The sequence below is a fragment of the Ensifer adhaerens genome (assembly GCF_013283195.1).
GTDB classification, from domain to species: Bacteria; Pseudomonadota; Alphaproteobacteria; order Rhizobiales; family Rhizobiaceae; genus Ensifer; species Ensifer adhaerens_G.
On the sequence record NZ_JABEKT010000001.1, the window covers coordinates 755,372 to 780,285 of the forward strand.

The window sequence follows — 24,914 nt, forward strand, 5'->3', positions numbered from 1 at the left end:
TCATCCCGTTTCGCCCACTGTATCGTTGCCTGGACTGGGGCCGGTACGAGAACCAGCCCCGATCCTATGCCGCCTTTGTTTCACCCAGCTGCAGCCAGAGATCGACCAGCGCCTTGAATTTTCCCGCCATCTCGGCGACCGCCTGTTCGTCGGTCATCGTGCCGCCGAGCCAGGCCTTGCTGGCATCGGCAAAGATCGTGCGGCCGACGGCAAAACCCTTCACCGTCTTCGACGTGCGGGCCGCGGCAAAGCCGTCCTTCAGCGCCTCATAGGGCGCTTCGAGGCCGAGCAGCACCACGCCGCGGCAGAGCGGGTCTCGTTGTTCGATGACCGCGTCGATCGCGGCCCAGGCGCCACGGCTTGCCTGGGGCTCGAGCTTCCACCAGTCGGGTTTGAGGCCGGCATCGTAGAGTTCGTTAAGGGCACGCGGAATGGTCTGGTCGTCGAGCTTGCCGTGCTTGCCGGCGATGATCTCGATCAGGATTTCGCGGCCGACCTTGCGTGCCGCCTCGAAGGCCGAGCGGAGCTTGGCAACCTGCGTCGCCTTCATCTCGGCCGGATCGTCCGGGTGGTAGAAGGACAACACCTTGATGCAGTGGTCGACCGGCCAGTCGATCAGGCGGCTGCCGAGATCCTGGCTGAATTCGAACTGCAGCGGCCGCGAGCCCGGAAGCTCGATCGGTTTGCCGATCCAGAAATCGCGGTGGGCGCCGGCGGCATAAAGCGCGTCGCGGCCGTATTTGTCGTCGATCAGCATGCCGAAGCCGGAGCGCCCGGCGGCAACTTGCGCGGCAGCCTTGACCGCCAGAACCTTGAAGGCGGGGATGCGGGCAAGCAATTCCGGATTGCCGGCGGCTGCGTCTTCCAGCTGGCTGCGATGGTCGATCGCCAGCGCCATCAACAGCGGAATCTCGCGGCGGCGGGTCGTCGCCCAGTGAACGTGGTTGATCGCCTCGTCCTTGCGCAGCGCCCGTTCCGTGCTGCCCTTCTCCAGGAAGAATTGCAGTTCGGTCCAGGTCGGGATCTCCGGCGCGCAGAGCAGGCGGGAAACGGCAAAGGCGCCGCAGGCATTCGCCCAGGTGGCCGAGGTCGCGTGCGGTTCGTTCTTAAGCCAGCCGCGCAGGAAGCCGGACATGAAGGCGTCGCCGGCGCCGAGCACGTTGTAGACCTCGATCGGGAAGCCTTTGCCAATGATGCCGTCTTCAAGATCGTCGGAGATCGGACCGTCATAAACGATGCAGCCCATCGGACCGCGCTTGAGCACGATCGTCGCCTTGGACAGCGAACGGATGGTCTTCAGCGCCTGCAAGAGGTCGCTTTCGCCCGATGCGATCAGCACCTCTTCCTCGGTGCCGACAATCAGGTCGCAATCGGCAAGAACTGTCTTCAGATGTGCCGAGACGCGGTCAGAGGCGATGTACCGGCTTTCGCCGGCGTCATGGCCGGCAAGGCCCCAGAGGTTCGGGCGGTAATCGATGTCGAAGACGATCTTCGCGCCGGTTTCCTTGGCGATACGCATCGCCTTGCGCTGCGCCGCATCGGTGTTGGGCTTGGAGAAATGCGTGCCGGAAACGAGGATCGCCCGTGCCGAGCGGATGAACTCTTCGGAAACGTCGTCTTCGCACAGCGCGTTGTCGGCGCAGTTGTCGCGGTAGAACAACAGCGGGAAGGACTTGTCGTTCTCGACGGCGAGGATGGCGAGCGCCGTCAGGCGCTCCGGATCTGTGACGATGCCGCGGGTCTCCACACCTTCGCGCGTCAGCTGCTCCCGGATGAAGCGACCCATCTGTTCGTCGCCGACGCGGGTCAGAAGCGCAGACTTCAGCCCGAGGCGCGCCGTGCCGACGGAGATGTTGCAGGGGCAGCCGCCGACCGATTTGGCAAAGCTCGAAACGTCCTCGAGCCGGGTGCCGATCTGCTGACCGTAAAGGTCGACCGAGGCCCGGCCTATGGTGATGAGGTCGAGCGGCTTTGCTCCCTGTGACGAAACGTTCTGGCTCACTGCTTCCTCCCCGCGGACGCCTTTGCGGCCCCGACCATTCTCGTTCTGTGGGTGATGCAGGTATGAAACATAAATTCCGGCGTTTCGTCAATATAGAATTTTCATTCTATCCGTTCTATTCCGTCCTCGCCTCTTCCTGCAGGCGGTGGCGCTTCTCGGCGATGGCCACCGTCAGCGCCATGGCGAAGGCCATGCTGGCGGACAGCGAGCGGAAACCGGCATGGTCGGCCTCGACCAGCTCGAACCAGACTTTCGAGGATTCGGCGAGCGGCGAGAATGCAGAATCGGTCAGCGACACGACCGGCACCTTGCGCTCGGCGAGCAGCCGCGCCTGGGCGGCGCTTTCGGAGGCATAAGGGGAAAAGCTGACGGCAAATGCCGCATCGTTCTTGCCGGCCATCGCCAGCATGTCGTCGTCGATGCCGGCGGCCGTGCCGACCAGCTGGTACTTCACCTTCAGCTTGCCGAAGGCATAGGCCATGTAGCTGGAGATCGGATAGGAGCGGCGCTTGGCGATCAGGTAGACCGTCTCGGCCTTGGCGAGGATATCGACCGCGCGCTCGAAGGCTTCCGGGTCGACGGAGGTCGCGATGTTGTCGAGCGAGCGGTGGGCGGCGGCGACGAACCCGTTGAAGATCGAGCCGCTCTCGAGCTTGCTGTGCTCGTTTTCGCTGAGCGCCTTCAGCCGGTCTTCGTAGCCGGGCGTGCGCTCGCGCAACCGGGCACGGAAGATCTGCTGCAGGCTGGAGAAGCCTTCGAAGCCGAAGTGCTGGGCGAAGCGCACCAGGGTCGACGGCTGGACGTCGGCCGAGGTAGCGATGCTCGCGGCCGTGCCGAAGGCGATCTCGTCGGGATTGTCGAGCGAATAGGCGGCCACCTGCTTCAATCGTTTCGGCAGCTGCGCCTTTCGCTCCAGAATGACCGTCTTCAGCGCCTCGAAATCCTGCGGGACCTCCGTCGTCGTTTCAGGCGTTGCCATTCTTGTCCGTCTCCAGTGTGACCCGAGTTGCGTTATGCCCTCACACTAATCGATTGGTGATCATTGGGATAGAACAGGCGTTCCATTTTTTGTCGCCTCTTCCATTTTGGCTTTCTCAGCCGATCTGCACCCATTCATTGGTCTTGGCAGACTGGTAGGTCGCCGACAGCACCTTCTGGACTTCGTATCCTTCGCGGAAATCGGTCGATGGCGATTTGCCCTTGGCGATCGCCTCCAGAAACTCGTTGACCTCGATCGCCTTCAGATCGTTGAAGCCGATCTGGTGGCCGGGGGCGACGCAGAAGGCGCCATAAGGCGGATGCTCTGGGCCGGCCCAGATGGTGCGGAAGCCGCGCGTGCGGATATCGTCGCCAGTCTTGTAGAGGCGGATCTCGTTCAGCCGTTCCTGGGTAAAGACGATGCTGCCCTTGGAGCCATAGATCTCGAAATCGTGCTGCATCTTGCGGCCGGTGGCGATCCAGTTTGCCTCGAAGCTGCCGGTCGCGCCGCTCTCGAAGCGCACGAAAGCGCGGGTGATGTCGTCGACCTCGACGGCGCGCATCTCGGTGGCACCGGCAGAGACCGGGCGCTCGGGGATCTGGATGATGGTTTCGGCCAGCACCGAGCGGATCGGCCCGACGAGGTGGCGCATGGAGGCGATGATGTGGCTGCCGATATCGGCAAGCGCGCCGCCGCCGCTGGCCGGGTTGAGCCGCCAGCCCCACGGCACGGAGGCATCCGCCATGAAGTCCTCGGCGTGCACGCCGCGCATCGAGCGGATCTCGCCGATCTCGCCGCTTTCGATGATGTCCTTGGCAAGGAAGATCAGCGGGTTCTTCAGGTAGTTGAAGCCGACCTGGGTGACGACGCCGGCCTTCTCGGCGGCTGCGACCATTTCGGCGCAATCGGCGACCGTCGGTGCCAGCGGCTTTTCGCAATAGACATGCTTGCCGTGGGCAATCGCCGCCAGTGCCATCTCCTTGTGCAGGAGGTTCGGCGTGGTGATGTCGATGATATCGATGTCGGGATCCGTAAGCAGCTCACGCCAGTCGGATGTCGCCTTGCGGAAGCCGAGGCGTTGCCGGGCGTTCTCAGCGCTCTCGGTGGTCACATCGGCGACCGACACCAGGTCCAGTTCGAACGGCAGGTCGAACACCCGCGCGGCGATGGTGAAGCCGAGCGCATGCGCCTTGCCCATGAAGCCCGTGCCGATCAGGCCGACGCCCAGTTTTTTCTTGCTGCTCATGCCATTCCTCCGGGGCCAGCGACCTGTGTCGCGGCTCAGAATGAAATGAAATGTGCATGATTTGTCAATATGGAATATTTGTTCGAAAATGCGTTTGGACACGATCGAAGGCTATTGCCCCATGTTTCGATCAAAACGGCGCGACCCGTTCGCCTAAGATGCGCTCGTCAGCGCGCAGATGAATTTGTTAACGCATTTTTACCATGTTTCGTCGGAACATCCCCCATGGTTAACGAATCGCATCCGTATGAGCGGGCGAAACCGGAGTGATGTCAGCATGTGCCGCTGGGCAGCCTATCGCGGGGAGCCGCTCTATCTCGAGGAACTGGTGACTTCTCCGGCGCACTCGCTGATCGAGCAGTCCCATTGCGCCACACGGGCGAAAACGGCGACCAACGGCGACGGCTTTGGCGTCGCCTGGTATGGCGACCATCCGGAACCCGGGCGTTACCGCGACATTCTTCCCGCCTGGTCCGACTGCAATCTGAAAAGCATCGCCCGCCAGATCCGCTCGCCGCTGTTTCTGGCCCATGTGCGCGCCGCAACCGGCGGCGGCACGCGCCGCGACAACTGTCATCCTTTCGTCTTCGGTCGCTGGTCGTTCATGCACAACGGCCAGATCGGCGACTTCGAGCATCTGCGCCGGCCGATGGAGAGCATGCTCGACAACGACCTCTATTCGGCCCGCACCGGCACGACGGATTCGGAGTTGTTATTTCTGCTCGCCATGCAGTTCGGGCTCGATCACGATCCGCTCGGCGCGATCGCCGAGGCACTGGCCTTCATCGAGCAACTGGCGTCGCATCTGGAGCGGCAGGTGCTGGTGCGCTTTACCGCCGCCTTCTCCGACGGCCACGATCTCTACGCCGTGCGCTACGCCTCCGACTGGAAGGCGCCGACGCTCTATGCAGCCCCGATGGGGCCGAGCGGCGGCTACTGCCTCGTCTCCGAACCGCTCAACGACGATGACAGCGCCTGGGTCGAAATCCCCGATGGCACCGCCGTGATCGTCGGCGAAAACGGCGTCGATGTGCGGCTGTTTTCGACGCAGGGGACGCCGGTGCGGAAGTATCGCTCGGCCTGAGACATTATCCTGTCTGGCGGGTGAAGGCGTCCGCATGGTTCGCGACGCCATCGCTGCCCCTCATCCCGCTACCGCGACCTTCTCCCCGCAGGCGGGGAGAAGGGATATGCCGCACTCTCACCGAACCCATCAATCGACTGCGAACGCTTTGCCCGCGCAGGGCACGTCCCCTCGCCCCGCTGGCGGGGAGAGGGTTAGGGTGAGGAGGCCCTTTGTTGGAAAGGTGAGGGGCGCTGCCTGACCAAGGAACAACTGGATCAGCCCCGCTCTTTCCGCTCCAGCTCCGCCGCAATCAGCGCCGCCAGCTTCTCGGCGACCGCGTCCTTGTCCATGTCAGGCCAGTCGTCGTTGCCGCCGGCCGAGATCAGCTTCACCCGGTTGCGATCGCCGCCCATGATGCCGGTTGCCGGCGAGACGTCGTTGGCGAGGATATAGTCGGCGCCCTTGCGCTCGAGCTTGGAGCGGCCATTGTCGGCGACGTTCTCCGTCTCGGCGGCAAATCCGACGACCAGCTTCGGCCTGTCGGCATGATGGCCGATCGTCTTGAGGATATCCGGGTTCTCCGCCAGTTCGAGCGGCGGCGGTGCTTCGCCGGACTTCTTCTTGATCTTGTTGCCGGCGGCACTGGCCACCCGCCAGTCGGCAACGGCCGCCACCATCACCGCGATATCGGCGGGAAGGGCGGCAAGCACCGCATCACGCATTTCCTCGGCGCGCTCCACATGGATCACCTTGACCCCCGACGGGTCGGGGATGGTCACCGGACCGGAGACCAGCGTCACGTCAGCACCGAGCCTGGCAAGGGCGGCGGCAATGGCGTGGCCCTGCTTGCCCGAGGAACGGTTGGCGATGTAGCGCACCGGATCGATCGGCTCATGCGTCGGGCCTGATGTCACGATTGCCTTGCGTCCGGCAAGCGGCTTCGCGCCGCCCGAAAGCAGAGTCTCGACGGCAGCGACGATCGCCAGAGGCTCGCTCATCCGGCCTTCGCCGGCTTCGCCGCTTTCCGCCATTTCGCCGGCTTCCGGGCCGATGAAACGGATGCCGTCCGCGCCAAGCGTCGCACGGTTGCGCCGGGTGGCCGGATGAGCCCACATCTTCGGGTTCATGGCCGGAGCAACCAGCACCGGACGATCGGTCGCCAGCAGAATGGTCGAAGCGAGGTCGTCGGCATGGCCGTTCGCCATCTTCGCCATCAGATCGGCAGTGGCGGGCGCGACGACGATGAGATCGCATTCCCGCGCCAGCCGGATATGGCCGACGTCCTGCTCGTCCTCACGCGAAAACAGGTCGACGTAGACGTGTGAGGCCGAGAGTGCACCGACGGCAAGCGGCGTGACGAACTGCTGCGCACCCGCCGTCATGACCGGACGGACGCTGGCGCCGCGCTCGCGCAGGCGGCGGATCAGATCCAGGCTCTTATAGGCCGCAATGCCGCCGGAGATGATCAGGAGAATGCGTTTGCCCGACAGTGTCATCGCGTCCCGGCCTTCCAGCCGCCTTCTTCACCGGCGCTTTGCGCCGGTCCAGCCATGTTGTTCGACAGCATCCTTCCAGCAGGTTTGCCGAAGAAGAATGCGGTTGGCGGCGACCCTACTTGAGCGTTTCATCGGGCGCAATGTGCCTGACGGAACGCCGCGATGGCAGTCGCCGCGGCAGGGCACGGCGAACGCACGGGCAAACCATCCGGCAATCGGTGCACGGTGCCAGTCGATCACGGGAGCCTGATGGCGCCGCGTGGCCAGACGGCTTCAAACGGCGAATATCCCTTGGTATCGCGCCGTCGAAGGCGCATAGTGCAGTCATCATCGACCGATCGAACGGGCGTCGATGGCTGAGAGATCGTAGCGCTTTCGCCCCAACAGGAGATCGCGTGATGTATCCCATCGACGGATTTCGCGGGCGACCGATCCTTCCCAGGGAATTCCCGATGGTTGCCGATGTTTTTCGGGATGCTGTCCAGGTGCGATACTCCGCGCTCGACCATGAAGAAGGCGAGGCAATCCTTGCCGGGCTCATGGACTTGCACCGGACCGTTATCAAGACTTGGTTGCCCTCCGTCCAATAGCTGCTGGCCTGCGGATCCGAGGTCCTCAATCGTCGAAGTGCCGCCCAACCGCCACTTCAGACCCGAGCGCGGCCAGCATCAGAGCACTTACAAAGCGACACGCAGGCGATCGCGTGGCCCCGGCTGCAACGGCCGTCGGGCATTTCGACGCCAGGGAGAATGCGATGCTTCATACCTTCGCCACGCATATTCGCCGCTACGACTACGCACTCGCGGCCATCAAGATCTCGCTCGTTCTGTCCCTGCTGGTGGTCGCGCTGATCACGCTGAACGGCCTTGCATGGTAGTTGCTCAAGAGGCGGTGCAGACGACCTGTGACCGGTTGCTTACGCATGCGTGCCGTCCACGCCGTTTTTTCGGCTCCCTCTCCAATCGGCCGACGCCGAACGGCTGGCCTTGAAGAAGCCACGATCGGTGCTATCTTTGCGCCGATAGAAATTGCCACAGGATACACGCATCGATGGATTTCCACCTGACAGCAAAACCCACTCCTTTTGCCATCAGGGACATCCGTATCCATGCCTGTTTCGATTTCTCTCTCCCACCTCTCTTGGTCCACGCCTGACGGCCGCAGCCTCTTTTCCGATCTGAACCTGACCTTCGGGCCGGGCCGCTCCGGCCTCGTCGGACGCAATGGCGTCGGCAAGAGCACGCTTTTGAAGTTGATTGCCGGATCGCTCCAGCCGCAAGCCGGTACCGTCTCCGTTGATGGCAGCCTCGGCATTCTGCGCCAGACGGTGCAGGTCGCCGATCATGAAACCGTTGCCGACCTCTTCGGTATTTCCGACGCACTGGCACTTCTCGGCCGCGCTGAGAACGGCACCGCCAGCATCGACGAGCTGTCGATTGCCGACTGGACGCTCGAGGCTCGGCTGGAAACCGCTTTGGCGCGCCTCGGTCTTGCGGCAGAAGCACGTACACCGCTGACATCGTTCTCGGGCGGGCAGCTGACACGGGCAAAGCTTGCCGCACTGGCTTTTGCCGATCCCGATTTCATTCTTCTCGACGAACCCACCAACAACCTGGATCGCGCCGGCCGCGAGGCGGTGATCGAGTTGATGGCCAACTGGCGCGGCGGCGCCGTCGTCGTCAGTCATGATCGCGAACTGCTCGACAGGATGGATGCGATCGTCGAGCTCACGTCTCTTGGCGCCACCAGCTATGGCGGGAACTGGAGCCTCTATCGTGAGCGCAAGGCGATCGAGCTCGCCTCTGCCCGGCACGATCTTGCCGATGCCGAACGACGCCTTGCCGAGGTCGACCGCAAGACGCAGGAGATCGCGGAGCGCAAGGCCCGCAAGGACGGCGCCGGCCGTCGGAAGCGCGCCAAGGGCGATGAACCGCTGCTGTTGCTCGATGCTCGGAAGGAGCGCAGCGAGAAGACCGGCGGCGACAATGCGCGCCTTGCCGAACGCCGGCGCGACCAGGCGCTCGGCGATCTCGCAACGGCCCGCGACCGCATCGAGATCCTGCAGCCGTTTTCGGTGCGGCTCCCTTCGACGGGGCTACCCCCCGGCCGAATCGTTCTACAGGTTGACGATGTCAGCGCCGGCTATGTCACCAACCACCCGGTGCTCGCCGATCTTTCCCTGACGATATCAGGGCCGGAACGGGTGGCGATCACCGGCCGCAACGGTTCGGGCAAGACGACGTTGCTGTCGCTGATATCGGGCAGGCTTGCACCGTGGTCGGGTCATGTCAGGATCCTGACGGACTTTGCCATGCTCGATCAGCAGGTGAGCCTGCTCGATCCGGAGATCTCGATCCGCGACAATTTTCGTCGGCTCAATCCCGGGGCGGGCGAAAATGCCTGCCGCGCGGTGCTCGCGCGCTTCATGTTCCGCGCCGACACGGCGCTTCAGCGCGTCTCCAGCCTCAGCGGCGGCCAGATGCTGCGGGCGGGACTTGCCTGCGTGCTTGGTGGCGAACGCCCGCCACCGCTCCTGATCCTCGACGAGCCGACAAACCATCTCGATATCGATTCCATCGAGACGGTGGAGGCGGGGCTGCGGGCTTACGACGGCGCACTTATCGTCGTCAGCCACGACGAGCCGTTCCTGGAGGCGATCGGCATTACGCGTCGGGTTGATCTATTCGGAGTGTCGGAGGGCCGCCGCACCGTTGCCCGTTAGAGGTGGACGGTCTGGGCTCGGCTACTGAGCCCACTTCACGTCACCGGTGAAGGCGATCGTCAGCCAGCGGTCGCGCCCGGCCTCGCCGATCTCCGTGCCGATCTCGGCGCGGATCGCATCGAGGCTCGCAAGCGTCTCCACTTTGGTGTCGGCCGATCCGATCAGATAGATCTCGATCAGCCGGGCGCGGCCGACCTTGGCGACATAGGTGCGGTAGTCGGCAAAGCCGTGGCGGCTGGCAGCGCCCCGGGCGGCCTCACGCACTTTTTCGTCCAGCTCGGCCGGCGCCACGAGGAAGATTTCCTTCAGTGCGGCATAGACCGTTTTCAGCGGCAGCGGGATCAGGCAGAGCGTCAGGACCACCAGGATCGCCGGGTCGGCATAGGGCGTCCAGCTTTCATAGGCCGTGCCCTTCAGCATCGCGGCGACGACGAAGGCGGCGAGCAGGGCTGCGGTGATCGTGCCGGACATCGCCCAGGCGCGCACATCCAGTGCCAGGAATTCCGAGCCGATCGTGCGGTTGGCGCGCCGGCCGTAGAAAAACATCACGATGCAGATGACGACGACGACGGCGGCATAGGCGATCGCCCAGTCGAAGGCGAGTTCGCGCCCGCCTGTCAGCAGCGAGTCGACCGCGTTGATCAGCGCGTAGAAGGAAAGCGTGGCGAGCAGCCCGGCATTGAGCAGCAGCACCATCGGCTCGATATGCCAGAACCCCATCTGGAAGCGGCTGCTTTCCCTCGGGATCAGTCGCGTCACACCGAGCGCCAGCAGCGTCATGGCGGCGTCGACAGCGGAAAACACCCCGTCGAACACGATCGACACCGATCCGGACAAAAGGCCGAAGAGCACGCCTGTCGCACCGACGACAATGGTTGCAGCGATCGATCGCTTGAGGACGGTTTGTTCGGTGGCGGTGGTCATGATCTTGTATTCACTCCTGTTTCGACGCGGTGCTTAGGCGGTGCCGGTGACGAAATGGTGACGGTGATCGCACAGATGGCAGGATGGTAGCGTTTGGCGTGAGCAAGCGAAAGCGACAGGAGCGCTCTCTTGCGGTCATGGTGTGAGGCATCCGCCGGCGAACGGAGGCTACGTAGATCGGCGAGTATCTACGGGGGCGTTGCTGCGGGTGTCAGGGCGCGGGAGCCGGCCTCGTCTTACGCAAGTTGACCCAGTCGCATGAGATCCCCGCCCATGGCGCCGCCATCGACCGTGCCGGGACGTGCGGCTTGCGGGCGTGGCGGCGGCATGGAATGGCCGATCGCAAACAGGAGCGCGCTTGCCGCCGAAAGCAACGCGAACAACAGGAACATGCCGGCGCCGCCGATCGCGCCAAGCGCCAGGCCGCCGATGAGCGGGCCAAGAAAATTGCCGAGCGAAGACAGCGAATGCGCGCCGAAATAGGTGCCGCGATTGCCGGCATTCGAAATGCCATCGACCAGCACATATTCTGAGGGCACGACCAGCACCTCGCCGATGGTGAAGAGGATCATCGAGGCGATGAGCATTTCCATCCCGGACGAGGCTGCAAAGCCGATTTCACCCAAAAGGAACAGCAGGCAACCGAGCGAGAGCGCTGGCAGCGCGCCACTCCGCTCGATGACGAAGCGGGCAGGCGTGCTGGCGATCAGCACGGTCGCGGCATTGGTCGATACGAGGAGCGCGAAGAGCGTGACGCCGTCTTCGAAACCGGTGTTCAGATATTGCGACAACGTCACCGACCACTGACCATGCACGGCCAGGAGCAGGGTGCCGCCGATGACGAAGAAGACCAGGCGGCGGTCGCGCAAGGCGGCGACGAGCCCACGCCAGCCAGCGGTGGCCGGGGAAGCCGTCCCGGTCTCTGCCACCGGCCTGTTGTTGGCTTCGGGCACGGTGAAGAACAGCACGAGGCCGAAGGCGGCGTGCATGAATCCAGCAATGACGAACAGCGTCGCATAGGCAGCCCCGATCCAGACACCGATCAGGGGACCGACGGCCCAGCCGGCATTGATGGCGAGGTAGCGCCAGGAAAACACCCGCAGGCGCAGATGCGCCGGTGCGGCATCGCTCATCAAGGCACGCGACACCGGCTCGTAGACGGCGGCAGCGACCGCGGAAACGATGTGCGCCAGCGCGAAGGCGGCGATCGACTGCGCCAGTCCGAGCCCGGCGAGCGCCAGTCCGGCCATGCAAAGTGCCGCAGTCAGCATGCCCTTTCGGCCGATGCGGTCCGACAGCGTGCCGGCAAAGGGGCTGACGATGGCACCAAGGAGCGGACCCGCGCCGATCAAGGCGCCGATGCCGGCCGGGCTGAGCCCGAAATCCTTTTGCAGGCGGATCGCGAGGAACGTCAGGCTCATGCCTTTGGCAATCGTCACCACGCCGGAGCCGGCGATGAGGAGCAGCGCAATCAGGCGACCGGCACGTTCGGAATAGGCATTCATCGCAGACACTCGCAGACTTGCGACCGCCGATGTTCGGTGACGAACGCCGGCGGCAGGGAGAGATCTCGTTTGCGCGATTACACCCGTCGCGTGTGGGCGACAAGAGGTTGATTGTGGTGCAGTCAGCGGTTGCCGCGCGTGGATGCCGGTACCCACTGCGTTGTTGACCCGCCGGTCCGCCGCGCGAGAGGCAATGATGATCTGTCGGATCGTGGTCGCGGCAGGCTGTTCGGGGATGGGACGCGTTTGCCGGCCCGGGCACGCTTAGTCGTTCTTCATCCTTTGTTGCCATTGCGCATAGAGCGGCACTGCCTCGGCGTCGTCGACAGGATTATGGCGGAAGCGCATGGCCTGCTCACCCAAGGGTTTTGCCAGTTCGGCATAGATGGCCGCCGTCGAGAGGCCATAAGGCTCGGCGTCGGCATTGGAATGGGCGTAGGCAATCTCGGTAATGCCGGCCATGCGCATGGCCGCAAGGCACATCGGGCAGGGCTGGCCGCTGGCATAGATAGCGACTCCTTCAAGGCGGGGAGAGCCGAGGCGCTGGGCCGCCGCGCGAAGGGCGTTCATTTCGGCATGCGATGTCGGATCCCCGGTCTCAAGCATCCGGTTGACGCCTTCGGCAATCACCTCGCCGTTGCGGACGGCAACCGCGCCGAAGGGCCGGCCGCCTTTTTCGATGTTGGCGCGGGCAAGGGCGATGGCCTCGCGGAGAAAGCGCTTTTCCTGATCCATATCCCCTCCGGATTTCATGTGGCGCCAGCAGCGACGAGCAGTTTTTCCATGTTGCCATAACCACGCTGGCGGGCATGGCTGAGCGGGCTCACGCCCTCGCCATCGGCCAGATTGACGTTTGCGCCGGCGTCGATCAGCAGCCGTACGATCTGCGTGTGCTTTTCGCCGCCGGTGCCGAGGATGATCGCTTCGATCAGTGCCGTCCAGCCGAGCCGGTTGACGTGGTCGACATCGACGCCCGCCTCGATCAGCGTCCTGACGGTTTCCACGTGACCGCGTTCGGCGGCCGGGATCAGCGCGGTGCCGCCGTAGCGGTTGGTGCTTTTCAGGTCGGCGCCGTTCTCAAGCGTCAGCTTGAGGATTTCAAGATGGCCGCGCGCGCCGGCATAGAGATAGGGGCTGTCCTGAATGTTGTCCTTCGCGTTGACATCCGCGCCGGCTTCTATGAGGGCGCGCGCCGCATCGACGCGGTTTTCGTGCGTTGCAACGAGCAAGGCGGTGGCGCCGCTTGCATCGCGCGCCTCCAGTGTCGCTCCGCGCTTGATCAGATCATTGAGTTCGGCGGCATTGCCAGCTTGCGCCGCGGCAATCATTTCCTTTTCAAGCATGGCAGCTCCGGCAGAGGCGGGAAGGAAGGTCGAGGCGAAGAGGGAAGCCCCGAGCAGCCACCCGGTCGATGGTGATTTCATCGTTGTCATTCCAGTCCTATGGCAGTCGTGTCTTCAGTCGGGCAAACGTCGCCCGGCTGAAGATTTACTGCATATCCCCTGAGACCGGCATCAAATTGCGGTGAAGGCCATCCTTCCCGGCAAGGCGCTTGAGTGGCAAGCCCGACGAGAAGTACGTCTATTCAGAGCATCGATCGGCTGAGGCCGCCGTCGACTGGGAGCGCCACGCCGGTGACGTAGGCTGCCGGCCGCCCCGCCAGAAACGCGGCGGCGGCGCCGAATTCCGCCGGCGTGCCGTAGCGGCCGATCGGAATGTCGGCCTGGCTGCGTGCGGCAACCGTGGCAATGTCGAGCCCTTCGCTCTCGGCGTCCATGCGGTCGAAGCTCAAGGTGCGGTCGGTCGCAAGCCGCCCCGGCAACAGCATGTTGACGGTGACGCCGTCGCCTGCGACTTCGCCGGCCAATGTCTTCAGCCAGCCGGCAACGGCACTTCGAAGCGCGTTGGACGCGGTCAGCCCCGGGATCGGTTCGCGGATACTGGTCGAGGCGACGGCAATGATGCGGCCAAAACCGCGCTCCCGCATGCCGGGCAGGACCCGGCCGGTGATGCGCATGCCGGCGAGCACCATGATCTCGAACTGCGTCCGCCAGAAGTCCGGCTCGATCGCGGATGCAAGCGATGGCGGCGGTCCGCCGCCATTGAGGACGAGAATGTCGATCGCGCCGAAATCGGCGGAGAGCCGATCGAGCAGTCCGTCGAGGCTCTCTGGCTTGGAGAGATCGAGCGCAAAACCGCGAGCGGTCGGGCTGATCTCGGCTGCGGCCTTTTCTGCGGATCCGGCGTCGCGGCCGGTCAGCGCCACGCCAACGCCTTCGGCGGCGAGTGCTTCGGCAATGCCGCGTCCAAGCCCCTTGCTGCCGCCGAGCACCAGCGCCTTCTTGCCTGCGATCCCGAGGTCCATGGCTGTCTTCCTTCCCATGCGATTTGTGTTGTTGCTTTTGGAGCCCGGCAGCAACGCGGCGTCAATGGGGTAGGCGGCGGAGCGAGCAATTCGGATCCGAGAGGGCGAGGGCCAAACGTCGAAAAGCCCGGCCGAAAACCGACCGGGCTTCGTGCCCCTCGCCCTTGGCCGCCGTCAGCGGCAGACGCGGATGCGCTCGTAATAGACGTTGCCGTAGTGATCGTAGCGCCTGACCTTCTTGATGAAGCAGTAGGGCCGGTACTCGTAATAATCGCCGCCGTAGTAGCCATCGATATAGCCGATCTGGCCACTCCAGCCGTGGCCGTAGGAGCCGTTGCTGAAGCCGATGGTCACGCCGCCAGCCTGTGATGGCGCGGCAAAGGAGATGACTGCGGTGATTGCGAGGGCGGCTGCGATGATGATCCTGCGCATGATGTTCTCTCCTCCAGAGGTCGGGATGAACTCCCTTCATCCATGAAAGGACGATCGCATGGGCTCAGAATATGCGCAGTTCCGAATGGAACATGGGTTGCTGGAGGCCAGCAGAACGCAACGTGCTGCCGGCCTCCAGCTCTCCGGCGCACCGTCCGGGCGCGGTCAGGCACGAATGCGCGCCATGGCGATGACGTCGGCAAGCACGCCGTTGCGCAGCGCATAGGCCCGATGCGTGCCTTCCGCTTCAAAGCCGGCCTTGCGATAAAGCGCGATTGCCGCCTCGTTATCGGTAAAGACGGTGAGTTCGATGCGGCTGATGCCGAGCCAGTTGTCGGCGGCATCGATCAGAGCCGTCAGCAGCGCCTTACCGATACCCTCGCCGCGATGGTTGTCGTCGACGCTGATGCCGAGCATGGCGGAGTGATACCGGCGTCCCTTGTTGCGGTGCAAACCGGCCATGCCGACGATCCGGTCGTCGCGCTCGGCGACGATCACCGTGCTGTCCTCCGACAGGCCCTCCAGCCACTTGCGTGTCTGCTCCGGGGTCGAATAGGGCAGTCTTAGCGTGCCGGAGCGGATGCCCGGCTGGCTCATCAGTGCGGCGATCGCTTCCCAGTCGACAACGCGCGCCGCTCGGATCCTGAATGTCGGGGAGGGGGTTCCTTCGGTCATTGTTTCCTCTGCCTTTAAGGTTCCGAGGAAACAGGACCACACCCTGCTCGCCTCGGCAGGGTTGGTCGGGGGACAGTCCGCTTAGCGCAAATGGTCTCCCGCACACCCCAGGGCGTGCGTGCAAAGCACCATTGCGATCATCGAACGATTGTCCATCCCGCAACGATAACAAGAGGCAGGGGAATTGCAAGCCGGTCGAGCGACCCGCCTGCGGTTGTCGATCAGGTCACCTGATGTCGATCAGGTCACCTGCCAGGCGATATAGACGAGCGTGGCGGCAATCAACCACAGGGCAATCCGGCCGGACCGCGTGTGGCGCGCCTCGGCCTTCCCGATGGCATGCGCCGTCTCTGCATCGAAACGCAGGCCATTTTCGCTCATGGCCATGATGTCGCTCGAGAACTTTTCCGTGCGCGCGGCGATTTCGGGGGCCGCTTCGGCCAGCCGAAGGGCCGCATGCAGGCCGTCGCGCAGGTCGGTGACGATCCGCTTCGGTCCGAGATTGTCGCGGATCCACTTGCCGACGACAGGCTCGGAAGCCTTCCACATGTTGAAGCGCGGATTGAGCGTGCGTGCGACGCCCTCGACGACGACCATGGTCTTCTGCAGCATGACCAGTTCCGGCCGTGTCTGCATGTCGAAAAGTTCGGTGACTTCGAAGAGAAGAGTCAGCAGCTTCGCCATCGAGATGGTTTCGGCCGGTTGGCCGTGGATCGGTTCGCCGATGGCGCGGATCGCCTGGGCGAAGCTGGCCGCATCGTGATGCGACGGCACGTAGCCCGCCTCGAAATGCACGTCGGCGACACGCTGGTAATCGCGAGTGATGAAGCCGAACAGGATTTCGGCAAGGAACCGGCGCTCCTTCTTGCCGAGACGGCCGACGATGCCCATGTCGACGGCGACGATATGGCCGGCGTCATCGACGAACAGGTTGCCCTGGTGCATGTCGGCATGGAAGAAACCGTCGCGCAGCGTATGGCGCAGGAAAGACTGGATCAGTGTATCGGCGAGCGCGTCGAGGTCGTGGCCCGCCGCCTTAAGCCCGTCGATATCCGACATCTTGACGCCGTCGATCCACTCCATGGTGACGACGTCACGGCCGGTGCGCTCCCAGTCGACCTTCGGCACGCGAAAGCCGGAATCCTCTTTGGTGTTCTCGCCGAGTTCGGAAAGCGCTGCCGCTTCCAGCCGGAGATCCATTTCGATCTTGGTCGTCTGCTCCAGCGTCTTGGTGACTTCGACCGGTTTCAGGCGCCGCGTATGGGGCAGGAAACGTTCCTGCATATGACTGACGAGATACATCGCCTCGATGTCGGAGGCGAAGCGTTGACGGATGCCGGGACGGATGACCTTGACGGCAACCTTGTGCGGTTGGCCGTCACGCATCACGATGGATGGGTGCACCTGGGCGATCGAAGCGGCTGCCATCGGTTCGGAGAATTCGGCATAGAGGTCCTCGACCTTGCGACCGAGCGATCCCTCGATTGCGGCTTTCGCTTCGCTTTGCGGGAAGGTCGCCATCTGGTCCTGCAGCAGCGACAGGTCGGCTGCAAATTCCGCGCCGACGACATCCGGTCGGGTCGCCAGGAACTGGCCGATCTTCACATAAGACGGGCCGAGGCGGGCAACGGCGCGCGACAGCCGGTCGCTGCGCTCCTCGCCCGGCACCTTGCGGCGGGCAAGAAGTCCGGCTGCCTTCTGGGCGAAGCGGGCAAAGGGCGGCAGATGTTCTGCCGGGACCGCCGAGACGACACCTTCGCGCACGAGAACCCAGCCGATCCGCGCGAGGCGGACATATGCTCCTGCAGTGCTCATAAGATCAGATTTTCCAGCCGGAATGCAGCGCTGCGATGCCGCCGGTGTAGTTGGTGAAGGAGACGCGGGAGAAGCCCGCCTCCTTGATCATGGCGGCAAAATCGCGCTGGTTCGGGAACTTGCGGATCGATTCCACCAGATACTGATAGGGCGCCTCGTCGCCGGTGATCAGCTTGCCGAACTTCGGGATCGCGTTGAACGACCAGGCATCGTAGATCCGGTCGAGAAGCGGCATCTCCACTTCGGAAAATTCGAGCACAAGCAGCCGCCCGCCACGCTTCAGCACCCGATAGGCTTCCTTGAGCGCGACATCGATGCGAGGCACGTTGCGGATGCCGAAGGCGATCGTGTAGGCGTCGAAGGAATTCGCCTCGAACGGCAGTTCCTCGGCATTGGCCTCGACGAAATCGAGATTGGCCGAAAGCTTCTTCTTCTCCGCCCGCTCGGCACCGACGGCAAGCATCGAGCCGTTGATGTCGAGGACCGTCGAATGCGCCTTGCGGTCGGAGGCTTCGATGATGCGGAAGGCGATGTCGCCGGTGCCGCCGGCAACGTCGAGCGTACGATAGCCCTCGCGGCGCGGCGGGTTGAGCGCGGCAATCATCGCATCCTTCCAGGCGCGGTGCAGCCCGGCCGACATCACGTCGTTCATGATGTCGTAGCGCTTGGCGACCTTATGGAAGACGTCATTGACGAGCGGCTGCTTTTCGCCCGTACCGACGTTGCGGAAACCGAAGGAGGTTTCCATGCCGCCATTGGCCGATACCCGCTGATCCGTCATACGAAAAACTCCACCTGAACCAATTTTGCCGGCACCATAGCGAAATCGCCCGGCCCGCGCTATCTCGGGGGCGGGGCCATGGCTGCGGCATAGCGCACCCCTATAGGATAAGTGGACCGCCAAGGAAATGCCAACCGCCGGGCTTATGGTGGTTAAGAAAAAAGGAGACGACGGATGCCGGAACTGCCGGAGGTCGAAACGGTGAAACGAGGCCTGGCGCCGACCATGGAAGGCGCGCTCCTCGTCAATGCGGAACTGCGCCGGCCGGATCTGCGGTTTCCTTTTCCCGTCGATTTTTCCTCGATTGTCGGCGGCCAGCGCATCGTCTCGCTGTCGCGCCGGGCAAAGTACCTGATGATCGATCTGGAAGCCGGCGATGTCATCATCGCCCATCTCGGCATGTCAGGCTCGTTCCGGATTGAGCAAGGGGCGCTGCCGGAAACACCGGGCGAATTTCACCACCCGCGTGGAAAGGACGAGAAACACGATCACGTGATCTTCCATCTGGAAGGTTCAGCCGGCCCGGCCCGCGTCATCTACAATGACCCGCGCCGTTTCGGCTTCATGGATCTGGCCCGCCGCGAGACGGTCTCGGCCCATGCCTTCCTTCGCGGGCTCGGCGAGGAGCCGACCGGCAACGCGCTCGACGCCGCCTATCTCGCCGGGCGTTTTGCCGGCAAGGCACAGCCCCTGAAGGCGGCCCTGCTCGACCAGAAGAACATTGCCGGCCTCGGCAACATCTATGTGTGCGAGGCGCTCTGGCGGTCTGGCCTGTCGCCGCTGAAGCCGGCCGGCGCGCTCGTCGACGGACAAGGCAAGGCCGGCTCGGCACTGCAGGACCTGACCGTTGCGATCCGCGAGGTCATTGCCGATGCCATCGCGGCGGGCGGTTCCTCGCTCAAGGATCACATTCAGGCCGACGGATCGCTCGGCTATTTCCAACATTCCTTTTCGGTCTACGACCGGGAAGGGGAGGCTTGCCGCACGCCCGGTTGCGGCGGTACGGTCGCCCGCATCGTGCAGGCGGGACGCTCGACGTTCCATTGCCCGCGCTGCCAGAAATGAACAGGAGGGGTCCGGCCGGACCCTGCCGCTGACACGAATTCGGAGGAGACGAGAATGAGTTACGAGACGCTGCTGGTCGAGACGCGCGGACGCGTGGGCCTGGTCACGCTCAATCGCCCGCAGGCACTGAATGCACTGAACTCGACCGTGATGCGCGAGCTCGCCGCGGTGCTGAAGGCATTCGATGCCGACAAGGAGATCGGCGCCGTCGTCCTCACCGGTTCCGAAAAGGCTTTCGCCGCCGGTGCCGACATCAAGGAGATGCAGACGCTCGATTTCGTCGACGGCTATCTCGGTGATTTCATCGGCGGCTGGGACCAGGTGGCCGCCGCCCGCAAGCCGGTCATTGCTGCCGTCTCCGGCTATGCGCTTGGCGGCGGGTGCGAGCTGGCGATGATGTGCGACATCATCATTGCCTCCGAGACCGCAAAATTCGGTCAGCCGGAAATCACGCTGGGCGTCATCCCCGGCATGGGCGGATCGCAGCGCCTCACCCGGGCCGTCGGCAAGGCCAAGGCCATGGATCTGGTCCTGACCGGACGGATGATGGACGCGACCGAGGCGGAACGCGCAGGACTCGTTTCGCGTGTGGTGGCACCGGAAAAATTGATGGAGGAAGCGCTGGCTGCTGCCGAGAAGATCGCGTCGTTCTCGCTGCCGGCGGTGATGATGGCCAAGGAGGCCGTCAATCGCTCCCTGGAGGTCACGCTGGCCGAAGGCCTGCGGTTTGAACGCCGGCTTTTCCATTCGCTGTTTGCGACGCAAGACCAGAAGGAAGGCATGGCCGCCTTTGCCGCCAAGCGCAAGGCGGAGTTCAAACACAGGTAGATCAGGGGCCGACGCGCAGTTTTCTCCAAATTGCGCGTTGACGGGGCGGCTGTTTCTCGTTATATGCCGCCCTCAGTTTGGAACGCCAAATCTGGGCTTTCCGATAATGCTCCCGAATTGCTTTGATGACAGGTCGCAGTGACCCGGCACGGCGAGGGCGGAGTTCATGTCAGTTTTCGAAGAGAGGCATCAATGGCCAATACAACTTCGGCGAAAAAGGCGACCCGCAAGATCGCACGCCGCACTGCAGTGAACAAAGCCCGTCGTTCGCGCGTCCGTAACTTCGTCCGCAAGGTCGAAGAAGCGATCGCAACCGGCGATCAGGCCGTCGCAGCCGCCGCTCTGAAGGCCGCTCAGCCCGAGCTGATGCGTGCTGCCACCAAGGGCGTGCTGCATTCCAACACCGCTTCGCGTAAGGTTTCGCGCCTTGCACAGCGCGTGAAGGCGCTTTCGGCCTAATCCGGCTAATAAAAATCTGTTAATTGAGAGCCCGGCCCTTGCGCCGGGCTTTCTCGATTCATACATCTGTCACAGCGATGGTTAACCTGCGCAGTGTTTCTCGTGTCAATGTGATGACAGAATTTCTATAGTCATTTCAGATGCTTACGAGAGGTCCTTGGCAAAAGGGTGTCTCTGACTGGGGGTCTTCTGGGCCCATGATGAGTCAAGAGAATTTTTATTTTTTTTCTTTTTCGCCAGCTAATCAAAGAGCTGAAAATCAAAACCCTTGATTCAACAGCGATTCTTCCCGGACTCGGATTGCGGCAAGCAAATGGCGGGATGAGAGTCAACGGGCAGCGCTTAAGGTTGCGTAAAAATCGCGATTGATCTTGCCCATCGATCCTGCCTAAATGCCCTCCACAGGGGACACGGACCATATCTGTAAAGGGAAGTGCGGAGGCCATTTCAACGAGATGGTTTCAGGCTTTCTGTTCCCTGTATCAGGGCGGCTCCACGTCGTTCAATCAGACATGTCGAGGACGAAAAACCGGATGGACCAACCATTCCGGACGAGGACCTTTCGACTTCTGGTTGCCGGTGGCGCCGCGCCTCAAAGTCAGGTGCAAGCGGTGCCTGACGCGAGGCAGAATCCAGCGCTCGACTGTCCGCTTCGTACGAGGGTGCGAGACAGTTGTTGACGAGGAGGAGGATCCGGCACGGTCCAGGGCGGACCGGGGGATTTGTTGACATTGAGGCGCGAGGGGACATCAGCCGGCCGATAAGGTCTGGCAGGTGCGCGTAGCGCGCAACCGGTCGGGAGATGAGGAGCCCGGTTGGATTGCGACTGTGACGTTCGGCGAAGCGGCATGACCTCCATGAGGAAGCTGTGGGTGCCGGACATAAGAGATGGGGCCGGCAGAGATGACGGCGTCTGAACATAATCGGAAGGCGGCAAAATGCAGATGAATTTGGCGACGGCGGCGGGCGCGTTTCAAAAGGACGGCGACGCGTTTCAGGCCGGAAGCAATCTATCTCAGGCGGCGGGGGATAAGCACGACATGAGGCATGACGCACTGTTCGAGCGGGTGAGTGCGCGTTTGAAAGCCCAGGTCGGTCCCGATGTCTTCGCCAGCTGGTTTGGGCGTCTGAAGCTCCATTCGACTTCCAAGAGCGTCGTGCGCCTTTCGGTTCCCACGACATTCCTGAAATCCTGGATCAACAACCGTTATCTCGATCTCATCACCCAGATCTTCCAGCAGGAAGACGGTGAAATCCTGAAGGTGGAAATCCTGGTGCGCACCGCCACCCGTGGCGCTCGCCCGGTTTCGCAGGAAGAAGCGCTGCCGCAGGCGACGGAAACGACCCCGGCAACACCGGCACGCCGTCCGACTTCGGCCCAGTCCGTCGCTTCGGTCGCGGCCACGACGGTTGCCAGCGTGCAACGGCCGACCCAGGCGCCGCTTTTCGGCTCGCCGCTCGATCAGCGCTACACCTTTGACAGCTTCGTGGAAGGCTCTTCCAACCGCGTTGCGCTTGCAGCCGCCCGCACGATCGCGGAAGCCGGCGCCGGTGCCGTGCGCTTCAACCCGCTGTTCATTCATTCGAGCGTCGGCCTCGGCAAGACTCACCTTCTGCAGGCGATCGCCATCCAGGCACTGCAGAGCGCCCGCGCTCCGCGCGTCGTCTATCTGACAGCCGAATACTTCATGTGGCGCTTTGCCACCGCGATCCGCGACAACGACGCGCTGTCGCTCAAGGAGTCGCTGCGCAACATTGATCTTCTTGTCATCGACGACATGCAGTTCCTGCAGGGTAAGTCGATCCAGCACGAATTCTGCCATCTTCTCAACATGCTGCTCGACTCCGCCAAGCAGGTCGTCGTTGCCGCCGACCGCGCCCCTTGGGAGCTGGAATCGCTCGATAGCCGCGTTCGTTCGCGCCTGCAGGGCGGTGTCGCCATCGAGATGGACGGCCCCGACTACGACATGCGCCTCGAAATGCTGAAGCGCCGTCTCGACTGCGCCCGCCAGGACGATACCTCGCTGGATATCCCCGGCGACATCCTGAGCCATGTTGCCCGCAACGTCACGGCCAGCGGTCGCGAGCTGGAAGGCGCCTTCAACCAGTTGCTTTTCCGCCGCTCGTTCGAGCCGCAGCTGTCGATCGAACGGGTCGATGAACTGCTCGGGCATCTCGTCAACGCCGGCGAGCCGCGCCGCGTCCGCATCGAAGACATCCAGCGCGTCGTTGCCAAGCATTACAACGTTTCGCGCCAGGAGCTGGTTTCGAACCGCCGCACCCGCGTCATCGTCAAGCCGCGTCAGATCGCCATGTATCTGTCGAAGACGCTGACGCCGCGCTCCTTCCCGGAAATCGGTCGTCGCTTCGGTGGTCGCGATCACACCACCGTTCTGCATGCCGTGCGCAAGATCGAAGAGCTGATCTCCGGCGATACCAAGCTTAGCCACGAGATCGAGCTTCTGAAGCGCCTGATCAACGAATAGGCGTTGGACGCGCTTTCGAATTGAGCCAAAAGCCCGGGAAACCGGGCTTTTGCAGTTTCAGGCGCCGCGCGCCTGCTCGACGATCCACGCGCGGAACGCGGCGACCGCCGGCCGATCGAGCGCCGATGGCGGGTAGACCAGGTGATATGCGAGGTCTGTTGCAATCCCGATCGGAAAGGGTGCGACCAGCACGCCCTCGGCAAGCTCGCGCGAGACCAGCGACAGTCGCACGAGAGCGACGCCATCGCCGGCTCTCGCCGCTTCGATGGCGCCGTTGCTGTTGACGAACACCGGGCCACGCGTCGTCTCGACGCCTTCGGCGCCGACCGCCTCAAGCCACAGCTGCCAATCCAGCCTCTGGACATCATGCAGCAGCACATGGGCCGACAGGTCTGTTGGCGTGGCGAGCGGCCGCTTGCGGGCGAGCGCCGCATTGACCACCGGCACCAACTCGTCGTCGATCAGCCGCTCACTCGCCAGGCCCTCGTAGCGACCGAAGCCATGACGGATGGCGATATCGACGCCATCGGATACGAAGTCGGTCAGCCGGTTTGACGCGCTGATGCGTACATCGATGCCGTTGAGAAGTTGCTCGAAATCGCAGATGCGCGGCACCAGCCATTGGGCGGCAAATGTTGGCGTGCAGCTCACCGTCAGCACCGGCATACGATTTCGTGCCGTCAGTTCCTCGGTCGCCTCCCGCATCATCCGGAAAGCGCGGCGCAGTGTCGAAAAATACGTACTGCCATCCTCGGTCAGGGCCAGTTGTCGCGGTCGCCGCTCAAACAGCGTCACGCCCAGCGCCTGTTCCAGCTCGCGCACCTGAAGGCTGACGGCGCCGGGCGTGACGCTAAGCTCGCGCGCAGCCAGAGTGACGCTCAGATGCCGGGCGGCGGCTTCGAAGGCCCTGAGGGCCGCGAGGGGTGGAAGTGAGGTCATGATGATTTAGCCAAACTCAATCATATAGAGAGGAATGCTCGTTTGATTAAATCATAACACACTGACAATATTCATGTAAATTCCATGATCAATGACGCGATCATGGAGGCGCGAGTGAGAAAATAAATCATGGAAGGGGTGCGAAGATGTCTGGACCGGCGAATGCAAAGGTGATGGGGCCCGGCGAGTGGGCCATGCTGATCGCCCTGTCCATGTTGTGGGGCGGCTCGTTTTTCTTCGTCGGCGTCGCCGTCAAGGCGCTGCCGCCGTTTACCATAGTTGCGCTGCGGGTCGTCCTTGCGGCGGCGGCGCTCCTCATCTTCCTGCGCTTCACGGGTCGCAGGATGCCGGGCGACCCGCGCATCTGGCTTGCCTTCTTCGGTATGGGCCTGCTCAACAATCTGATCCCGTTTTCGCTGATCGTCTGGGGACAGACCCATATCGGCAGCGGCCTTGCTTCGATCCTCAACGCCACCACGCCGCTCTTCGGCGTCGTCGTCGCCCATCTGCTGACCGACGACGAAAAACTGACTGCCAACAAGCTCACCGGCGTGCTGATCGGTTTTCTCGGTGTGGCCGTGATGATCGGCCCGGCAGCGCTCGGTGGCCTTGGCTCCAACGTGCTGGCACAATTCGCCGTGCTGGGCGCTGCGCTTTCCTATGCCTTTGCCGGCGTTTTTGCCCGCCGTTTCAAGCGCATGGGTGTGGCCCCCATCGTCACCGCGACCGGGCAGGTCAGTGCGTCGAGCCTCATGCTGGTGCCGATCGCGCTGCTCGTCGATCGTCCCTGGGCGTTGACCGCGCCGGGCCTTGAGGTGTGGGGTGCAATCGTCGGCATCGCCCTGATCTCGACGGCGCTTGCCTATGTGCTGTTTTTCCGCATCCTCGAAACGGCTGGTGTGACCAACCTGATGCTGGTGACGTTCCTGATCCCGGTCAGCGCCATTCTACTCGGCGCCCTGTTTCTCGGCGAAACCCTCGAGCCCAAGCACGTCTTCGGCATGGCGTTGATCGCAGCCGGCCTTGCCGCCATCGATGGCCGTCTGTTGCGGCGTTTCCGCCGCAAGACACCGGTCGACCCTGATCTCGCCTGCGGTGAAAATATCTGAAATCGACTGCTTTTGCTGAT

Annotated in this window: 23 protein-coding genes; 9 read left to right on the top strand and 14 right to left on the bottom strand. The window is 63.2% G+C overall.

The window, feature by feature from the left end; genetic code table 11:
• Positions 1-64 precede the first annotated feature (64 nt).
• The 3 genes from LPJGGPFB_RS03560 to LPJGGPFB_RS03570 all read right to left on the bottom strand — a co-directional run bounded on the left by LPJGGPFB_RS03560 (position 65) and on the right by LPJGGPFB_RS03570 (position 4,227).
• Positions 65-2,002, bottom strand: a complete 1,938-nt coding sequence (locus LPJGGPFB_RS03560; protein ID WP_173418771.1) for a bifunctional 5-dehydro-2-deoxygluconokinase/5-dehydro-2-deoxyphosphogluconate aldolase — start codon at positions 2,000-2,002, stop codon at positions 65-67.
• A gap of 115 nt (positions 2,003-2,117) precedes the next feature.
• Positions 2,118-2,981: a MurR/RpiR family transcriptional regulator gene (locus tag LPJGGPFB_RS03565; protein ID WP_173418772.1), complete on the bottom strand. Its 864-nt coding sequence runs from the start codon at positions 2,979-2,981 to the stop codon at positions 2,118-2,120.
• Between the two features lie 115 nt (positions 2,982-3,096).
• Positions 3,097-4,227: a Gfo/Idh/MocA family protein gene (locus LPJGGPFB_RS03570; RefSeq protein WP_173418773.1), complete on the bottom strand. Its 1,131-nt coding sequence runs from the start codon at positions 4,225-4,227 to the stop codon at positions 3,097-3,099.
• A 277-nt stretch (positions 4,228-4,504) separates the two neighbouring features.
• Between LPJGGPFB_RS03570 and LPJGGPFB_RS03575 the strand changes: the two genes are divergently transcribed.
• Positions 4,505-5,311, top strand: coding sequence for a class II glutamine amidotransferase (locus LPJGGPFB_RS03575; protein WP_173418774.1), 807 nt, complete (start codon positions 4,505-4,507; stop codon positions 5,309-5,311).
• A gap of 257 nt (positions 5,312-5,568) precedes the next feature.
• Here LPJGGPFB_RS03575 and coaBC read toward each other — a convergent pair whose 3' ends face one another.
• Positions 5,569-6,789: a bifunctional phosphopantothenoylcysteine decarboxylase/phosphopantothenate--cysteine ligase CoaBC gene (gene coaBC, locus LPJGGPFB_RS03580; protein ID WP_173418775.1), complete on the bottom strand. Its 1,221-nt coding sequence runs from the start codon at positions 6,787-6,789 to the stop codon at positions 5,569-5,571.
• Between the two features lie 398 nt (positions 6,790-7,187).
• On the opposite strand from coaBC, the gene LPJGGPFB_RS03585 reads away from it, so the two are divergent.
• The 3 genes from LPJGGPFB_RS03585 (at position 7,188) to LPJGGPFB_RS03590 (ending at position 9,511) form a co-directional block, all read left to right on the top strand.
• The gene (locus LPJGGPFB_RS03585; protein ID WP_173418776.1) at positions 7,188-7,379 is read left to right on the top strand and encodes a hypothetical protein; all 192 of its coding nucleotides are present in this window, start codon (positions 7,188-7,190) and stop codon (positions 7,377-7,379) included.
• A gap of 164 nt (positions 7,380-7,543) precedes the next feature.
• Positions 7,544-7,666, top strand: coding sequence for a hypothetical protein (locus tag LPJGGPFB_RS33415; RefSeq protein ID WP_268833697.1), 123 nt, complete (start codon positions 7,544-7,546; stop codon positions 7,664-7,666).
• Positions 7,667-7,897: 231 nt separating this feature from the next.
• Positions 7,898-9,511, top strand: a complete 1,614-nt coding sequence (locus LPJGGPFB_RS03590) for an ABC-F family ATP-binding cassette domain-containing protein (protein ID WP_173418777.1) — start codon at positions 7,898-7,900, stop codon at positions 9,509-9,511.
• Between the two features lie 21 nt (positions 9,512-9,532).
• On the opposite strand, the gene LPJGGPFB_RS03595 is transcribed toward LPJGGPFB_RS03590, so the two are convergent.
• From LPJGGPFB_RS03595 to ubiE, 9 genes are all read right to left on the bottom strand, one after another.
• Positions 9,533-10,435 carry a cation diffusion facilitator family transporter gene (locus LPJGGPFB_RS03595; RefSeq protein WP_173418778.1) on the bottom strand — a complete coding sequence of 301 codons (903 nt, stop codon included), beginning with the start codon at positions 10,433-10,435 and terminating at the stop codon, positions 9,533-9,535.
• A 236-nt stretch (positions 10,436-10,671) separates the two neighbouring features.
• Positions 10,672-11,940: an MFS transporter gene (locus tag LPJGGPFB_RS03600; RefSeq protein ID WP_173418779.1), complete on the bottom strand. Its 1,269-nt coding sequence runs from the start codon at positions 11,938-11,940 to the stop codon at positions 10,672-10,674.
• A 264-nt stretch (positions 11,941-12,204) separates the two neighbouring features.
• Positions 12,205-12,675: a nucleoside deaminase gene (locus tag LPJGGPFB_RS03605; protein WP_173418780.1), complete on the bottom strand. Its 471-nt coding sequence runs from the start codon at positions 12,673-12,675 to the stop codon at positions 12,205-12,207.
• 14 nt (positions 12,676-12,689) lie between these two features.
• Entirely contained in the window at positions 12,690-13,283 is a 594-nt protein-coding gene (locus LPJGGPFB_RS03610) for an ankyrin repeat domain-containing protein (RefSeq protein WP_173420938.1), read from the bottom strand.
• A gap of 242 nt (positions 13,284-13,525) precedes the next feature.
• Entirely contained in the window at positions 13,526-14,305 is a 780-nt protein-coding gene (locus LPJGGPFB_RS03615; protein WP_173418781.1) for an SDR family oxidoreductase, read from the bottom strand.
• A 174-nt stretch (positions 14,306-14,479) separates the two neighbouring features.
• A complete protein-coding gene (locus tag LPJGGPFB_RS03620; protein ID WP_173418782.1) occupies positions 14,480-14,737 on the bottom strand; it encodes a hypothetical protein in 258 nt (85 codons plus the stop codon).
• A gap of 165 nt (positions 14,738-14,902) precedes the next feature.
• A complete protein-coding gene (locus LPJGGPFB_RS03625) occupies positions 14,903-15,412 on the bottom strand; it encodes a GNAT family N-acetyltransferase (RefSeq protein WP_173418783.1) in 510 nt (169 codons plus the stop codon).
• A gap of 240 nt (positions 15,413-15,652) precedes the next feature.
• Entirely contained in the window at positions 15,653-17,227 is a 1,575-nt protein-coding gene (gene ubiB, locus LPJGGPFB_RS03630; protein ID WP_173418784.1) for a 2-polyprenylphenol 6-hydroxylase, read from the bottom strand.
• Between the two features lie 4 nt (positions 17,228-17,231).
• Positions 17,232-18,008, bottom strand: coding sequence for a bifunctional demethylmenaquinone methyltransferase/2-methoxy-6-polyprenyl-1,4-benzoquinol methylase UbiE (gene ubiE / locus LPJGGPFB_RS03635; protein ID WP_173418785.1), 777 nt, complete (start codon positions 18,006-18,008; stop codon positions 17,232-17,234).
• Between the two features lie 174 nt (positions 18,009-18,182).
• Here ubiE and mutM point away from each other — a divergent pair, with 174 nt between their 5' ends.
• The 4 genes from mutM (at position 18,183) to dnaA (ending at position 22,846) form a co-directional block, all read left to right on the top strand.
• A complete protein-coding gene (gene mutM, locus LPJGGPFB_RS03640) occupies positions 18,183-19,073 on the top strand; it encodes a bifunctional DNA-formamidopyrimidine glycosylase/DNA-(apurinic or apyrimidinic site) lyase (RefSeq protein WP_173418786.1) in 891 nt (296 codons plus the stop codon).
• Positions 19,074-19,127: 54 nt separating this feature from the next.
• A complete protein-coding gene (locus tag LPJGGPFB_RS03645; protein ID WP_173418787.1) occupies positions 19,128-19,901 on the top strand; it encodes an enoyl-CoA hydratase in 774 nt (257 codons plus the stop codon).
• A 192-nt stretch (positions 19,902-20,093) separates the two neighbouring features.
• Positions 20,094-20,360, top strand: a complete 267-nt coding sequence (gene rpsT / locus LPJGGPFB_RS03650; protein ID WP_053248916.1) for a 30S ribosomal protein S20 — start codon at positions 20,094-20,096, stop codon at positions 20,358-20,360.
• A 1,040-nt stretch (positions 20,361-21,400) separates the two neighbouring features.
• Positions 21,401-22,846, top strand: a complete 1,446-nt coding sequence (gene dnaA / locus LPJGGPFB_RS03655; protein WP_427857557.1) for a chromosomal replication initiator protein DnaA — start codon at positions 21,401-21,403, stop codon at positions 22,844-22,846.
• A gap of 57 nt (positions 22,847-22,903) precedes the next feature.
• Here dnaA and gcvA read toward each other — a convergent pair whose 3' ends face one another.
• Positions 22,904-23,788, bottom strand: coding sequence for a transcriptional regulator GcvA (gene gcvA / locus LPJGGPFB_RS03660; protein ID WP_173420939.1), 885 nt, complete (start codon positions 23,786-23,788; stop codon positions 22,904-22,906).
• A gap of 143 nt (positions 23,789-23,931) precedes the next feature.
• Between gcvA and LPJGGPFB_RS03665 the strand changes: the two genes are divergently transcribed.
• Positions 23,932-24,894, top strand: coding sequence for a DMT family transporter (locus tag LPJGGPFB_RS03665; RefSeq protein WP_234902760.1), 963 nt, complete (start codon positions 23,932-23,934; stop codon positions 24,892-24,894).
• Positions 24,895-24,914 lie beyond the last annotated feature (20 nt).